This window comes from Pedobacter cryoconitis (genome assembly GCF_014200605.1).
Taxonomy (GTDB): Bacteria; Bacteroidota; Bacteroidia; order Sphingobacteriales; family Sphingobacteriaceae; genus Pedobacter; species Pedobacter cryoconitis_B.
In genome coordinates this window covers 99,985-115,751 of the sequence record NZ_JACHCE010000009.1, presented here as the reverse complement: position 1 = coordinate 115,751, position 15,767 = coordinate 99,985, and the positions used below count along the sequence as shown (strand labels likewise).

Here is a 15,767-nt window from a genome sequence, read left to right as displayed (position 1 = left end):
GCAGAATATTTTTAAGAAATAAACAAAGCCACAACATTTTTTGTTGTTTCTTTGTATTATTATAGTATTAATACATTAGCTAATTTCTTACTGAATGAACTTCACCAATTTTGGTAGATACCTGTTGCTGTTGAAAGCAGTCTTCAGAAAACCCGAAAAATTTAAAATATATCTTAAAGCCATTTTTCAACAGATGGACTTTGTAGGTGTTGGCTCGCTTGGGTTAATAGCCATCATTTCTACCTTTATTGGGGCAGTTATGACTTTACAGATTGCTTTTCAGCTGGTCAGTGATTTTATTCCTAAAACAATCATTGGTTCTGTAACCAGGGACTCCAGTATTCTGGAACTTAGCCCTACCATTACTGCAATTGTACTTGCTGGTAAAATTGGTTCAGCAATCTCTTCAGAGATCGGGACGATGAGAGTAAGTGAGCAGATTGATGCACTTGAGATTATGGGCATCAATTCACCTGGTTACCTGATCCTGCCTAAACTGATTGCAGGCATTACCATGGTGCCTGTACTGGTGATTTTCGCCATGGTATTAAGTATTACAGGCGGTTATCTGGGTGGTACTTTGTCTGGCGCAGTAACTCCTGCTGAATATATCCAGGGTATCACAACCGATTTCAATCCTTATACGATCACTGTAGCGCTGGTTAAAGCATTTGTATTTGGTTTTATCATCACTACTGTTCCGGCATATGAAGGTTTCTATGTAAAAGGTGGTGCATTAGAAGTAGCCCAGGCAAGTACAAGAGCAGTTGTTGTGAGCTGTATCAGTATCCTGGCTTGTGATTACATTGTAACCCAATTATTACTATGATCGAAATCAAAGACATTGAAAAATCTTTCGGCTCCAATACTGTTCTGAAAGGCATATCAGGAATATTCAAAGAAGGTCTGACAAATTTAATTATTGGTGGTTCTGGTTCCGGAAAAACTACATTGCTTAAATGCATGATAGGTTTACACACACCTGAAAAAGGAAGTGTACAATATGATGGAAGAGAATTTATAGACATGAATTTTGAGCAGCGCATCGAGATCCGTAAAGAGATCGGTATGCTTTTTCAGGGCTCTGCACTTTTTGATTCTATGACTGTCGAAGAAAACATTATGTTCCCTTTGAATATGTTTACGGACCATTCATTCAAGGAGAAACTGGAACGCGTCAATTTTTGTCTGGAGCGGGTTAACCTTGCAGGCAAAAACAAGCTTTTTCCTGCAGAACTTTCAGGCGGGATGAAAAAACGTGTGGGGATTGCCCGGGCAATCGCGATGAACCCTAAGTATCTTTTTGTTGATGAGCCAAATTCTGGCCTTGATCCAAAAACCTCTATCGTTATCGATGAGCTGATTAAAGAAATTACTGAAGAATACAATACTACTACGATCGTAGTTACCCATGATATGAACTCTGTAATGGGAATTGGTGATTATATTCTTTTCTTACATGAAGGAAAAAAATTCTGGGAGGGTTCTAATAAAGAAATCGCCCATACAGATATAGAAGAACTTAATGACTTCGTTTTTGCCAGCCGGTTTATGAAAGCTGCCAGGAAAAACTTTTAATAACAATTTGTACAAAAATATTTTATGATAAGCCTATTAACGCCCACGCACTGGAAAGATTATGAGTTAATTGATTGTGGTGATTTTGAGAAACTAGAGCGCTTTGGCAATCTTATCCTTTGCAGACCTGAGCCACAGGCTGTATGGAAAAAAGTCCTTCCTGAACAAGAATGGAAAAAATTAACACATATCCGGTTCAAGGGACGCTCTGCTACTTCCGGAGAATGGGTAAGAGCAGCCGGGAATGTACCTGACCGCTGGAATGTGGGATATAAAAACGATGATGTAAAGATTAATCTTCGTCTGGGTTTGACTTCCTTCAAACATGTTGGTGTTTTTCCTGAGCAGGCGGTAAACTGGGATTATATCTCTTCATCGATTAAGAAATTTAAGACACCGAAACCAAAAGTCCTTAACCTTTTTGCCTATACAGGTGCCGCATCATTGATTGCAAAAGCAGCTGGTGCAGACACGACCCATGTGGACTCGATTAAACAAGTTGTAAACTGGGCAAATGAGAATCAGGAACTGTCTCAGTTAAAAGATGTGAGATGGGTTGTAGAAGATGCTTTGAAGTTTGTAAAGCGTGAATTAAAACGTGGTAAAAAATACAATGGTATCATTTTAGATCCACCAGCATTCGGACATGGTCCAAATGGAGAAAAGTGGAAGCTTGAAGATCATATTCAGGAAATGATGCAGGATGTAGTACAGTTACTGGATGAAGAAGAACACTTCCTGATCCTGAATACCTATTCATTAGGTTTCTCTTCTGTAATTGTAGAAAATCTGATTAAAACGTCTTTCCCTCAGGTAAAGAACCTTGAGACCGGCGAATTATACCTTCAGGCAACCTCAGGGATAAAATTACCCCTGGGTGTATTTGGAAAATTTAATACATTCTCTTCTTAACAAGAGAATGTATTCTTAAAGTGATGGGTTTGCTATTCCCTGAACCAGTCTATATTCAATTACAGGTCTTCCCATCGCACCTCCATCAAGATTACTAGAGGTTTTGAACCTGAGCTTATAGACATTTCCTTCGCCATCTTTAATCACATAAAAAAGATTACCCTTTATTTTAGATAAGTTTTTAGTCTTGGTTGCGTCATTCGGATCTGCAATAAGATCCCTCCATTTTTCACCTATAGCATCACGTGTTCTCACATAATCTTCGTCTTTAACATTTGCCAGATCAGCAGCTGTAAAATTCTCAAACGTCTTTGTAGCAGTAATTGTATATTGTATGGCACCAACACCCCCTAAATAGTTAACCATTACAAAATTATTTGTGGAGTCTGGCTTACCATTTGCATCCTTATAAGTGGTCCATGTCCATTCAATATCCCATAATGATTTTGCAGGTTCTACATTTACATTCTTGCTGTTAAAACTCATATAGTTGAAGTTATAAGAAAGATTCTTATTGATGGTAGCCGGACTAAAAGCCTGAGCATTCAGAAGTCCATATTTAACGGTATATCCATTGACCGTTTGATAAACTTTGAATTTATACCATGGAAACTGAAGCAATGATGGATCTATTATAGGCCCGGTAGCAGGTGGAATCCGATTTCTTGTAGTCCCTGCCATACCCGAGCTAACAATATAAACCGGGCTTTCACCTTCTGTTGCACCAACCTTCACCAGTGTCAGGCCGCTCAAATATTCAGCAGCAGTGCCTATTACAGGATCAATCCGTTTTGAGCTTTGAGATGATCTGAAATCCAGAGTGCCATTTGTCAGATCCTGGGTTATAGCGATGGAATCGGCAGCCCCTACCGCAGCAATATCCGTTTTCCCCGTATTAATAGCCATTGCACCCATAGAATGATTGATAATAGCTTTGAAATCTGCTCCCGGATACAAGCCAAGGTTCCAGCTATCCCGCCTCGCTGTAGAAACAACGCCTTTGCTAAAATCTACAAAAACACTATTGGCCGCATAAAATCCCTCTTCATTTCCAGAAATCCCAGGTAACTGTACAGTCTGCCCATCAAATGGCTGTGGATACTTATAGTCGACTTTATCCTTTTTACAACCTGTAAAAGCAAAAACTGCAAGGCAGCATATAATGATTATTCTAAATCTATTCATGTGATATCTCTGATTCTTTAAAACGCTAAGAGACGTAAAGATAATACTCCTGGCCTTGAATTTTATACAAATTCAAGGCACACCATACAGATTAGCCGATTAAAAGCGAACTAATCCTTATTAATTTGATAATTCTTATACAGATAGGAGATTTTGTCTGTCGAATGTGTAGTTTTGCAGACTTACGAAAATTCATATTTAAACCCTCATAGAACCTATGAAAATACCACAACTCGCGGGAACACTATTAATTGCATTTACAACTGTCACCTTATTTGCCAACTGCACTTCAGACACAAATAAGAAAGGTGAAAAAACAAAAACAGCCTTAAGTGCGTCAGGAGATTCTTCGGCAGTTGCTGTTACAGATACGACACGTAAACCTATTGACACGGCAAAATACAATGCCTTAATGTTGAAACTGGCACATGGTGATACCACGGGAAGATGGCCTGTTAAACCTCAGCCTTATCCTCTGCCAGGAGCTATCCTGCCTTACAAAAGGATCGTTGCCTATTACGGAAATATATATTCAAAAAGAATGGGTGCATTAGGTGAATACGCTCCTAAAGAAATGTTGTCCAGACTTGATGCTGAAGTAAAAAAATGGGAAAAAGCTGATCCATCGACACCGGTACAGCCTGCTTTACACTATATCGCAGTTGTAGCACAGGGCGATGGTGGTAAAGATGGCAAACACAGATTCAGAATGCCGGATAAACAAATTGATTCTGTACTGGCTATTTCAAGAATGCGCAAAAACATGATCGTATTCCTTGATATTCAGGTATCACTAAGTAATATCAGAACTGAGTTACCTTTATTGGAAAAATATTTAAAAATGCCTAATGTGCATTTAGGTATAGATCCTGAATTCTCGATGAAAGACGGAGTAAAGCCAGGAAAAAGAATTGGTACATATGATGCTGCAGATATCAATTACTGCTCTCAGTATCTTGCCGACTTAGTGAGAAAATACAACTTGCCTCCAAAGGTTTTCACCGTTCACCGTTTCACAAAGAAAATGGTAACGAATTACAAAAACATCAAGTTACGTCCTGAAGTTCAAATGGTCATGCATATGGACGGATGGGGTGAGCCCGAACTGAAAAAAGGTACTTACCGTCACTTTATCTTCAGCGAGCCTGTAGAATTCACAGGGTTTAAATTATTCTATAAAAATGATTTGAAGAAAGCACCAAACAGAATGATGACACCAGAAGAACTGCTAAAACTTGTACCTATACCAGTTTATATACAGTATCAGTAGAATTGATCATATTCCTATAAAAAACGCCTTGTTAATTAATTAACAAGGCATTTTTTATTTACAGGCCAAAAAGATCTTTAAAACGATTATGCTTTAAAATTATTAAATCAGGTGCGGGCAGCAGTATGATTATACTTTCATTGTTAATTAAAAATTAATAAGTTTGGTCTATGCAAGATTTCGCTTTATACTTTGAATTGGGCTGGCAGCATATATTAAACTGGAAGGCATATGACCATATTCTTTTTGTCATAGTTTTATGCGCAGCCTATACCCTGACAGATTGGAAGAGAATGTTATTGCTCGTCACTACTTTTACAGTTGGTCATAGTATCACACTTGCATTAAGTATTTTAAAAGTCATTACAGTAAAAACAGATTTAATCGAATTCCTGATTCCGGTGACAATACTGGTTACTGCCGCATCAAATATAATGTCAGGAAAATCATCGAGACCTAAAGGAGTACAATTAAAATATATACTTGCGCTGTTCTTTGGATTAATCCATGGATTATTGGGCTTTTCAAATTACCTGAACAGTCTTCGGGGCAAAAGCACCAATATTGCAGCAGAAATATTTGCTTTCAATATCGGGCTTGAATTTGGTCAGATACTTATTGTAACTGGTATACTGCTGATTTTCTTTATCCTGATCAATATTTTCAAGGTGAAGAGGTGGAACTGGAATTTCTTTCTGTCCTCAGCAGTATTTGGCATATCATTTATGATGGCAGCAGGGCGATGGCCCGGCTTATTCCATTAGAATAAGCCCAGCTGCCCTTTATCATCTATTTCAACATCATCAGGATTAGTAATTTCTAATCTTACATTTTTATTCAGCGTACCTTCTTTTGTGACCTTACTTTTAGCATCAGCCATTTTCTTTGGTTTTGCAGCAGGTTTAGCCACTGGTGTCTCCGTTTTTACAGGAGCAACCTGTACTTCCGGTGTTTTTTCAGGAACAACTGGTTTTTCATCTATCTGCTCAGGGGCTGCCTTTTCATTAATTACCGAGGATTCAGGAGTTACTTTTTTAACACGTTTTACCGGTGTAGCATCCACAGCCTTTTCAGCAGAATTAACTTCTTTGGCTTCTACACGTACCGTTGCCTGAATTACCGGTTGATTTCTAACCCACTCTTTTTTAGGAGCAGGGGCTGTTATTTCTTCTTTAGCAACAGGAACTTTTATCTCTTCTTTAGAAGAAGCTCCTTTTACCTCTTCTTCAGGAGCAGCAATTTTTATCTCTTCCTTAACTTTAGATACCTCTTCTTTTTTCTGAGGAACAATATCTCCCGCTATTTCTTTTTTAGTGATACTTTCCTCAGCAACAATTATTTCTTCAACTACAGTTTCTTCTATTTTATTATCCGTTTCCGGAGTTTCTTCTTTAATTACAACTTCTTTTTCGACAATAACCTCAGCATCTTCCGTTTCAGCTATCTTAGCTTCTTCAGCATTATCTTCTTCCTGATTATCTTCCATAGCTTCATCCGCAGCATTTACTTCCTCTACGGCTTCAACTATAGTCTCTGCATCTTCTGTTTCAGTCAGCTGATCTTTCTCAACCTGAACACTTTCCTGGTTCTCATCAGTAACCTCTTCCGCAACAGCGGCCTCTTTAGTTTCTTCCTCCAATACAGGCTCATTCTCCTCAGCATTACTGATGGTGATTTGTTTCACATCATGCTGGCTCAGTCTGTTACCATTAGCTTTTATACCTTTTACATCTATAAAATCAGCCAGTACAATCTCTAATGTTTCGGGGATCTGTGTTTTACCTTTCAATACATCAACAGTTAATATCGCTTCCGGATTGCTCGTAAGGTGCAGGAATTTAGAACCTGTTTCTTCACTGATCAGACTTTGTTTCTTCCCTATTGCGATAGATTCAAAAACAAAACGCTTAATAAAGTAATTCTTTGCTTTTCCTTCATATTGTACAACTGCAAAAGCTTTCTCCGGATCGAATTTCTGAATCAGTAAAAGATCAGCATCAAAATGATTGCTCAATTCAAAAGAACTCAGCTCATACCAGCCTTCTTTATGAACCTGAAGTATCCTATCGTCCCCATCAAATTCACCAAGATATTTACCTCTGCCGTCAACATTTAATCTTCTTAACAAATCATCATACCAGATTTTTAATCCTGATAAAGTTGAAACACCCTTACTTTTCAGTAACACCTTTTTAATAGGGTACTTAGATACAATATTTCCCTGAGAGGCACGTCCTTTGATCGCAATATCTGCGAAATCAATATCAAACTGCAATTTTTTCAGCTTGCTATGTGGTTTCAGCATTACCGTAACGATTTCAGCCTCACCGTTAGGATTAGGTGTGAAATATAACATTTTAGAGCCTTTACTGCCTTTTGTCAGGTCATATTCCTTATCACGGGTAACTCCCATTACAGCAAAACGCTTGATATAAGAAGTACCGCTTGCTCCGTCCTTATAAATTAAATTATAGATCGTACGGTCATCATTTTTCTTAAAGACCTGTGCGTAAACAATACCTTTTCCTACAAATGTCTTATCTGCGACTTTCGTGATTGTACATTTACCATCTTCTCTGAAAACAATAATCTCGTCCAGATCAGAACAATCAGCAATAAATTCATCCTTTTTAAGTCCGGTTCCAATAAAACCATCCTCACGGTTCATATATAGTTTAACATTGGCCAGTGCAACCTTAGATGCTTCTACCCTGTCGAACAGGCGGATTTCTGTTTTGCGCTCTCTGCCTTTGCCATATTTATCTTTTAATTTCTGATACCAGGCGATGGCATAATCAGTCAGATGACGAAGATGGTTCTTCACTATCTTAATTTCATCAGCGAGCGCCTTCATCTGATCATCCGCTTTTTTAACATCAAAGCGGGTAATACTGCTCATTGGTTTATCAATAAGTTTTTTAAAATCTTCTGGTAAGATCTCTCTGTATAGTTGTTCCTTGAAAGGGGCAAATAATATATTCAGAACATCTACTACAGCATCGAAATTACTTGCATTCTCGTAATCAGCATGCTTGTACATTCCTTCCTGGATGAAGATCTTCAATAAAGAACTAAAGAATATCTTTTCCTGAAGCTCATGCAGCTTTATTTCCAGCTCCTGTTTAAGCAGGTCTTTAGTATTCTTGGTATTCTCAATAAGAATAGCATTTACACTCAGAAACTGAGGTTTGTCATCCTTAATGATACAGGTATTTGGAGAAATAGAAACCTCACAAGAAGTAAATGCATATAAAGCATCGATAGTTACATCCGGCGAAATACCAGGTGCAAGCTGAATCACAATTTCCACATGTGCGGCTGTATTGTCTTCAATCTTCTTGATTTTGATTTTCCCTTTATCATTCGCTGATAAAATACTATCAATTACAGATCCAGTCGTTGTACTGTATGGAATCTCTGTAATAACTAAGGTCTTTTTATCTTTCTCTGTAATTTTTGCACGTACACGGATTTTACCGCCACGCATCCCTTCATTATAAGCAGAGAAATCTGCCATACCTCCGGTAAAGAAATCCGGAAGGATATTAGGTGTTTCACCCTGCAAAATGGCAATTGAAGCATCCAGCAATTCATTAAAGTTATGCGGCATAACTTTAGTAGCCAGACCTACTGCAATACCTTCTGCTCCCTGTGCCAACAGCAAAGGGAATTTTACCGGCAAAGTAAGTGGTTCATTATTACGTCCATCATAACTTAACTGCCAGATGGTTGTATCAGCATTAAATACAACTTCGGTTGCAAATTTGGATAAACGCGCTTCAATATAACGCGGAGCAGCAGCACTATCCCCGGTAATCGGGTCTCCCCAGTTACCCTGACAGTCAATCAACAGGTCCTTCTGACCTATTTGTACCATTGCATCACCAATAGAGGCATCACCATGCGGGTGATACTTCATGGTATTTCCAATTACGTTGGCTGCCTTATTGAAACGTCCGTCATCCATCTCTTTCAGAGAGTGCATAATTCTACGCTGAACAGGCTTCAATCCATCATTAATATGGGGTACTGCCCGGTCTAAAATTACATAAGAGGCATAATCGAGGAACCAGTTCTCGTAAAGGCCATTAATAGGTATTACGGTATGTTTTGTCTCTTCGTTTACGTTATTATCTAATTCGTCGCTCATTAAGAAAGGGTTTGGATGGCGTAAAGATAAGGCATCCGCTCAAATTTTGAGAACACAATTTCCCAACAGTTCTAAAAAGATTTTATTAACACCTGCAATTTGGGTTTACACCGCCAGGCGATCTTCCACAAACACAAATGGTAACAGACTTTTAACTCCTTTTACTTTCAGAATCTTACCATCAAGACAGTAAAACAACACCTCTATCTCTTTATTCTGTTTACGCTCAAATTCAGCTATCACCTGCAAACAAGCACCGCAACAAGTAATAGGCTGCTCAATTTTAAAATTGTCTGTGTGCGCAGTAATGGCCATGCTTTCAATGACAGCGTCCGGATAAGCAGCACCAATAGTAAAAAGCGCTACACGTTCTGCACAAAGGCCGGAAGGATAAGCCAGGTTCTCCTGGTTACTCCCTAAAATAACTTTACCGTCATTTAGTCTTACCGCGGCAGCTACTTTAAAATTAGAATAAGGAGAATAAGATGTTTTGAGTGCTTCCTTTGCTTTTATACATAAAGACTGATCAGCTGCATTCAGTTCCTGTAACTGGTCATATGCTTCATAAGCAATGGAAATATTTAATTTATTCATTGTATAAGTTTAAAATTTAAAATATAACAGACATAGTTATTGATGGTTCATGCCTGATGAAAAAATAGGGCTTACAATATACGTTGTTAAATTGAACAGCGCTTAAATAACATTGATACATGTAATAATTCAATATATTGTTTCCAATATAGATAAATATAACCACATATAAGAAAAATGGAATTGAGTTGTACATAAATCAGTTGAATTATGTCAGAGATAATAAATAAATACATTGATCCCCTATCGGATTTTGGTTTTAAGCACCTGTTTGGCGCAGAGCCGAACAAAGACATTATGATTGAGTTTTTGAATGCACTGTTTGATGGACAGAAGGAAATTACCGATATCGTTTATAGTCCAACGGAATATGCTGGTGATGAAAAAGAATATAGGAAGGTTTATTTCTGATTGCCATCCTGGATTTTAAAATGAAAAGCAGTTTTGAGGATCATTACCTGCAAAATATTTCTCTTGTCAATACAGGAACAGGTGAAATATTCCACAATGGACTGGGATTTAAGTTTTTGGAACTACCTGAATTTGACAAAAGGGAAGATGAACTGGAAAATGAACTGGACAAATGGGTTTATGTGCTTAAGCATATGCATAGTCTGGGCAAAATTCCTGAATATCTGGACAAACGTATTTTTCAAAAAATATTTAATGTAGCCGAAATGGGTAAATTATCACCAGAACAACGATTTCTATATGAATCAGACCTGCAGAAACAATCCGACTATCAATGTGTCCTGGCTGACATGGTCGAAAAAGGAAAATTGGAATTCTCTATTGAAATAGCCAGAGCAATGAAAAAAGAGAACTTTGATATTTATAAAATTGCAAAATTCACAAAACTCTCAATCGAACAAATTAACAATTTATAAATCTTCATTATCTGAATAAAGGTCCTGTAAAGGGTCTTTATTCATCCTTTCAAATATTTATTTAAACAAAGTTTTGGTTTATTTGTAGTATACTGCAGGTTAAAATTTGCAGTGGCATAGTTTTTATACCATACATTAATTATAAATCTATAAAAATCTATTTGAATTGAATAAATACGTACGTAAAAGTTTAAAGATTGTTCTTTGGATAATCGCCTTTATTATTTTATTGGTGGTTGGAATTGCAATTTCTTTAAATATCCCGGCTGTTCAGAACTTTGTTAAAGGTAAAGCTATCGATTACCTGAAAAATAAAACCCATACAGAGGTTAGCCTGGAAAGCATCAAAATAGCTTTGCCTAAGGATATTGTACTTAACAAATTCTATATAGAAGATAAAAAGGGTGATACGTTATTATATGCACAAAAATTAGCTGTTGACATCAGCCTCTTTAAATTATTAAACAAGAAAATTGAAATTAACAATATAGAGCTGGAAAAAATCAGGGCTAACGTCACGCGTATTAATCCTGACTCAACTTTTAATTTTTCCTTCCTTCTGGATGCATTCATGTCTGAACAGAAAAAACCAGAAGAGCAGGTAAAACAGGACACTACCTCTACTATGAAATTTTCAATCAGTAAAATATCTTTAAAAGATATAGGTATTGTTTATCGTGATGATGTTGCCGGTAATGATGTTAGTGTAAATCTTGGAGAATTTCAGACAAATATTAAAGACTTTGATCTGGATCATCAGCATTATGTGATCAAAGACCTGATTTTAAAAAATACCTCACTTAAATATTTACAGCAAAAACCACTTACACAGCTGGCTGCTCACCTGGAAAAGAGTTTGGATACCGCAAAAACAGCATCAGGAAAACTTCCGCTGGTAGAAATTCAGGATGTTGCTTTCAATAATGTGAAGATCAATTTCAATGATATGTTATCAGATATGCGTGCTGATTTAAATATTAATGAACTCAATCTGAAATCGCTTTTTGCCGATCTTACAAAAAGTAATTTCAAACTGGACGAAGCAACATTGAATAAATCTAATATCCTGTTTGCTTTTAAACCACTTTCAGTTGCTGCAGGCACAAAATCCGCAGATAGTACAACGGCTAAACCATCTGCATTAGCTGTACTGGTCAATAAATTAAATTTGGCAGGAAACAATGTACAATATGATAATCTGGCTGTAAAACCTGCCGCAAAAGGAATGGATTATAACCATTTAAAAATTAACGGGCTTGGTTTAGCAGCAGAATCGCTCTCTTACAGTAATGCTGGTATCAAAGTAAATGTGAAGAGTGGCGCATTAAAAGAAAGAAGTGGTTTTGAATTATCGAAATTACAGGGTGATGTCATCTATAATGATAAAATGATTAAACTGACCAATCTTGTTTTTAAAACGCCTTATACCAATATTGAGAACAATACAACACTTAATTATACTTCACTGGATGATTTAACGAAACATCCGGAAAAAGTAAAATTAGCCATACAACTAAAAAACTCTGTCCTTGGTTTAAAAGATGCCACCTATTTCAGTGATGCTATTCCAGCAAATTACCGGAATGAAAAAATTAAAGTCACTACCCGTGTAAATGGTTATCTGAATAATCTTTCCATTGCTCAACTTCAGATCAACGGACTAAAAAGTACAAATATAGATGTGAATGGTACTGTTAAAGGCTTACCGGATGTCAATAAAACATTTCTTGACCTGAACATCAAACGTTTCTCTTTGACAAAAAGCGATTTGCTGGTTGTAATCCCAAAGAAAACCCTGCCTGCTAATATTGAATTGCCAAACAGCATAGTTGCCAATGGAAAGTTTAAAGGTTCCATGACCAATTTCAATACTGATTTCAATATCAATACAGATATGGGTGCGGCCAAATTACTGGCCAGCATGAAAGGGCCTAAAGGCAAAGAGAGCTATACCGCAAATATTAATCTGAATAATTTTAATGTAGGCCGTCTGATCAAAATGCAGCCACAGTTAGGCAGAATTAGCGTGAAAGCTACCGTAAACGGAACTGGTCTGGATGCAAAAACAGCTAATGCAAAAATCAATGCACAACTAATCAGTGCTTATTATAATAAATACACCTACAAAAATTTACTGTTAAGCGGTACCTACTCCGGGCAGAAAATGAATATCAAAAGCGAAATGGCTGATTCCAATGCTAATTTCAACCTGACTGCTTTTGTAAATGTGGCGGGCAAATATCCTGCGGTTAAAGCTGACCTTAATTTAAAACAGGTTGATTTACAGAAACTGAATTTTAGTCCTACAGAATTGAGGATGGCAGGTGTAGTTAAAGCAGATATTCAAACTGCAGATCCGGATTACCTGAATGGGGATGTGAGCATCAGAGGGCTGCAACTGGTTAAAGAAGGTCAGCGGTTTAATGTAGATACTGTAAATGTGCATGCAGAAGCTTCAGCTACACATACCCTGCTCACTTTAAAATCAGAATTACTAAGTGCACGTGTTGATGGGCAGTATCAACTGACAAATCTAGCGCCTGCAGTAATCAACCAAATCAATAAATATTATGCATTTGGCGAGGTTACTAAAATTCCGGATCAGCGCTTCAGGTTCAGTATGAATATTTATAATCCTAAATTCATCAAGAATTTTGTTCCCCAGCTGACTACCTTCTCTCCTTCCCGGATCAATGGTTTACTGGATACAAAAAAAGATAGTCTGGTAATGAATGCATGGGTTCCACAGGTTGTATATGGAGATTATAAAGTAGATAGTACCCGTCTTACTATTGACAATTCTAATCAAAAGCTGAACTATAAACTGCTGGTAAAAAGCTTACAGAGTAAATCTATCGCCTTATACAATACTGAACTTAGTGGTGAAGCGGCCAATAACGTGTTGGGTGTAAATATTTTCCTTAGAGACAGTAAATTAAAAGATAAATACAGATTGGGTGGTACCTTTAAATCAATTAACAAAGATTTCAGATTTAGTTTTGACCCGGACAAGCTCTTGCTGAATTATGATAAATGGGCTGTTTCACCAGAAAATTTTATTCAGTTTGGTGCATCGGGCATTTTGGCTAATCAGTTTAACCTGAGCAAGTCGAACCAGTTATTGAGTATAAACAGTCTTAATTCTACACCGAACTCCCCTGTTAAAGTAGAGTTCAAAAATTTCCAGATAGAAACGCTAACTAAGTTTGCAGAACAGGATAGTTCATTAGTAGGCGGAGCAATTAACGGAACAGTAGATGTTAAAGAATTAATGGACAATCCGAAATTCGAAGCCAACCTGACAGTTGATCGTCTTCGTTATCAGAAAGATCAGCTGGGGACTTTACGTATCGCAGTCAATAACAACACAGAGAATGCATTTGAAACCAATATTGCTTTAACTGGTGTACATGAGTTAAGGGTAAATGGATTTTATTATACGAAAGCCGAAAATGCTTTGGACCTAACTTTAAACATTGATAAAATAGACCTTAAAGCATTGGAAAGTGTTTCTATGGGACAGATCAAACAAGGTTCAGGAACGATAACCGGGCAGCTTTCTGTTAAAGGTTCAATTGCTTCTCCAAAAATACTGGGAGATGTTAAGTTTAACCAGGCAGCATTCAACGCAACTTATGTGAATTCCTATTTCAGAATGCCAAATGAGACAATCAGTTTTACGGAAGAAGGTGTTAAGTTCAATAATTTCACAATCATTGATTCGCTGAATAAACAAGCTACTATCAACGGTGGAATACTTACAAGTGATTACAGGAACTTTAAGTTCAACATGGATATCAAAACTAATAATTTCAGGGCCCTGCATTCTACCGCAGCCGACAATGAAATGATCTACGGAACAGTTTTCCTTACCAGCCTGATCAAAGTAAGAGGCGATTTAAACCAACCGGACATCAATATGAATGTGCAGATTGGAAAAGGGACTAAATTCTTTTTCGCCTTACCGCCGGATGATCCGTCTGTGATTAGCCAGGAAGGTATTGTTCAGTTTATTGATGCGGATGCCGCACCATTTAATGGTCAGAAAGCATTAAAAGCAGACAGTATAAGTAAATCACCAATTAAAGGAATTAATCTGAGTGCCAATATTAAGATTGATCCTGAAGCAGAGTTAAACGTCGTGGTTGACCCACAGAATGGAGATAACCTCAGAGTAACAGGTACTGCCAATCTGATTGCGACAATGGATCCAAGTGGAAAAACAAGTCTGACTGGTCGTTATGAAGTAACTGACGGGGCTTATAGCCTATCGATAGGTGGCTTAGCAAAAAGATCATTTAAACTGGTTAAAGGAAGCAGTATCGTATGGACCGGAGATCCTATGGAAGCCAATGTTGATCTGACTGCATTATATGAGGTTAGTGCCGCTCCGATTGATCTGCTTAATATGCCCGATTTGGTTCAGGCTAAAACAAAATTACCTTTCCAGGTTTACCTGATGATGAAAGATCAGTTGATGAAACCGACCATATCGTTTAAACTGGATATGCCGGTAAATGAACAGGGTGCCCTGGGTGGCCAGGTTTATACCAAAATACAAAATGTAAACAGAGACGAGGGGCAATTGAATAAACAGGTATTTGCGCTATTGGCACTGGGCAGATTCATTGCAGATAACCCATTCGAGAGTCTTGTTGGCGGTGGCGGTGGTGTTTCCTCAATGGCCCGTTCAAGTGTAAGTAATCTGTTGACAGACCAGTTGAACAATCTGGCATCAGATCTGGTTAAGGGAGTAGATATAAACTTTGGAGTGAATTCATCTGAAGATTACTCTACGGGTTCATTACAGCAAAAAACAGATCTGGAAGTTGGACTATCGAAGAAACTATTGAATGACAGGTTAACAGTAACTGTAGGTAGTTCATTTGGTTTGGAAGGCCCTCAGGCACCCGGACAAAACTCAACAAATATTGCAGGAAACGTAAATGTAGAGTACGCACTTTCAGCTGACGGAAGATATCGTTTAAGAGCCTACAGACGCAATCAGAATGAGGGCGTAATTGAAGGGCAGATTATAGAAACAGGTGTTGGTTTTGCACTAGTGGTTGATTATAATAAGTTCAAAGAGATCTTCCAGAAAAGAAGAAAAAGAAACCAGATAACCACTGAACAGAAACCAAAAGCAAAGGCTGTAAATAATGCACCTGCGAAAAACGAAAAATAGATTTAA

10 protein-coding genes and 1 pseudogene are annotated in these 15,767 nt (G+C 37.5%); 8 read left to right on the top strand and 3 right to left on the bottom strand.

The window, feature by feature from the left end; genetic code table 11:
• The first annotated feature begins 94 nt into the window (after positions 1 to 94).
• The 3 genes from HDE68_RS22050 to HDE68_RS22040 are packed head-to-tail and all read left to right on the top strand — an operon-like array spanning position 95 to position 2,490.
• Positions 95 to 829: an MlaE family ABC transporter permease gene (locus HDE68_RS22050; RefSeq protein ID WP_183884400.1), complete on the top strand. Its 735-nt coding sequence runs from the start codon at positions 95 to 97 to the stop codon at positions 827 to 829.
• Positions 826 to 1,578: an ABC transporter ATP-binding protein gene (locus HDE68_RS22045; RefSeq protein ID WP_183884399.1), complete on the top strand. Its 753-nt coding sequence runs from the start codon at positions 826 to 828 to the stop codon at positions 1,576 to 1,578. Before HDE68_RS22050 ends, HDE68_RS22045 begins: the two co-directional genes overlap by 4 nt.
• 24 nt (positions 1,579 to 1,602) lie before the next feature.
• The gene (locus tag HDE68_RS22040; RefSeq protein ID WP_183884398.1) at positions 1,603 to 2,490 is read left to right on the top strand and encodes a class I SAM-dependent methyltransferase; all 888 of its coding nucleotides are present in this window, start codon (positions 1,603 to 1,605) and stop codon (positions 2,488 to 2,490) included.
• 15 nt (positions 2,491 to 2,505) lie between these two features.
• Here the strand turns inward: HDE68_RS22040 and HDE68_RS22035 are convergent, their stop codons facing one another.
• Positions 2,506 to 3,675, bottom strand: a complete 1,170-nt coding sequence (locus tag HDE68_RS22035; RefSeq protein WP_183884397.1) for an HmuY family protein — start codon at positions 3,673 to 3,675, stop codon at positions 2,506 to 2,508.
• A 217-nt stretch (positions 3,676 to 3,892) separates the two neighbouring features.
• On the opposite strand from HDE68_RS22035, the gene HDE68_RS22030 reads away from it, so the two are divergent.
• Both HDE68_RS22030 and HDE68_RS22025 read left to right on the top strand, forming a co-directional pair.
• Positions 3,893 to 4,945, top strand: coding sequence for a hypothetical protein (locus HDE68_RS22030; RefSeq protein WP_183884396.1), 1,053 nt, complete (start codon positions 3,893 to 3,895; stop codon positions 4,943 to 4,945).
• A 170-nt stretch (positions 4,946 to 5,115) separates the two neighbouring features.
• The gene (locus HDE68_RS22025) at positions 5,116 to 5,709 is read left to right on the top strand and encodes a HupE/UreJ family protein (protein ID WP_183884395.1); all 594 of its coding nucleotides are present in this window, start codon (positions 5,116 to 5,118) and stop codon (positions 5,707 to 5,709) included.
• Positions 5,710 to 6,482: 773 nt separating this feature from the next.
• Here the strand turns inward: HDE68_RS22025 and HDE68_RS22020 are convergent.
• Together HDE68_RS22020 and HDE68_RS22015 are read right to left on the bottom strand one after the other, a co-directional pair.
• Positions 6,483 to 9,095, bottom strand: a pseudogene (locus HDE68_RS22020) (DNA gyrase/topoisomerase IV subunit A); the annotation flags it as partial.
• A gap of 105 nt (positions 9,096 to 9,200) precedes the next feature.
• Positions 9,201 to 9,689 carry a cytidine deaminase gene (locus HDE68_RS22015; protein ID WP_183884394.1) on the bottom strand — a complete coding sequence of 163 codons (489 nt, stop codon included), beginning with the start codon at positions 9,687 to 9,689 and terminating at the stop codon, positions 9,201 to 9,203.
• 210 nt (positions 9,690 to 9,899) lie between these two features.
• Here HDE68_RS22015 and HDE68_RS26590 point away from each other — a divergent pair, with 210 nt between their 5' ends.
• The 3 genes from HDE68_RS26590 (at position 9,900) to HDE68_RS22005 (ending at position 15,761) form a co-directional block, all read left to right on the top strand.
• The gene (locus tag HDE68_RS26590; RefSeq protein ID WP_260171837.1) at positions 9,900 to 10,100 is read left to right on the top strand and encodes an Rpn family recombination-promoting nuclease/putative transposase; all 201 of its coding nucleotides are present in this window, start codon (positions 9,900 to 9,902) and stop codon (positions 10,098 to 10,100) included.
• Positions 10,101 to 10,120: 20 nt separating this feature from the next.
• Entirely contained in the window at positions 10,121 to 10,576 is a 456-nt protein-coding gene (locus HDE68_RS22010; protein WP_260171836.1) for an Rpn family recombination-promoting nuclease/putative transposase, read from the top strand.
• A 166-nt stretch (positions 10,577 to 10,742) separates the two neighbouring features.
• A complete protein-coding gene (locus HDE68_RS22005; RefSeq protein WP_183884393.1) occupies positions 10,743 to 15,761 on the top strand; it encodes a translocation/assembly module TamB in 5,019 nt (1,672 codons plus the stop codon).
• Positions 15,762 to 15,767: the final 6 nt, after the last annotated feature.

What these genes read in the sequence shown, in the direction of transcription:
- HDE68_RS22050 (WP_183884400.1), top strand. Translation starts at nt 95, where the DNA reads ATGAACTTCACCAATTTTGGTAGATACCTGTTGCTGTTGAAAGCAGTC.
- HDE68_RS22045 (WP_183884399.1), top strand. Translation starts at nt 826, where the DNA reads ATGATCGAAATCAAAGACATTGAAAAATCTTTCGGCTCCAATACTGTT.
- HDE68_RS22040 (WP_183884398.1), top strand. Translation starts at nt 1,603, where the DNA reads ATGATAAGCCTATTAACGCCCACGCACTGGAAAGATTATGAGTTAATT.
- HDE68_RS22035 (WP_183884397.1), bottom strand. Translation starts at nt 3,675, where the DNA reads ATGAATAGATTTAGAATAATCATTATATGCTGCCTTGCAGTTTTTGCT.
- HDE68_RS22030 (WP_183884396.1), top strand. Translation starts at nt 3,893, where the DNA reads ATGAAAATACCACAACTCGCGGGAACACTATTAATTGCATTTACAACT.
- HDE68_RS22025 (WP_183884395.1), top strand. Translation starts at nt 5,116, where the DNA reads ATGCAAGATTTCGCTTTATACTTTGAATTGGGCTGGCAGCATATATTA.
- HDE68_RS22015 (WP_183884394.1), bottom strand. Translation starts at nt 9,689, where the DNA reads ATGAATAAATTAAATATTTCCATTGCTTATGAAGCATATGACCAGTTA.
- HDE68_RS26590 (WP_260171837.1), top strand. Translation starts at nt 9,900, where the DNA reads ATGTCAGAGATAATAAATAAATACATTGATCCCCTATCGGATTTTGGT.
- HDE68_RS22010 (WP_260171836.1), top strand. Translation starts at nt 10,121, where the DNA reads ATGAAAAGCAGTTTTGAGGATCATTACCTGCAAAATATTTCTCTTGTC.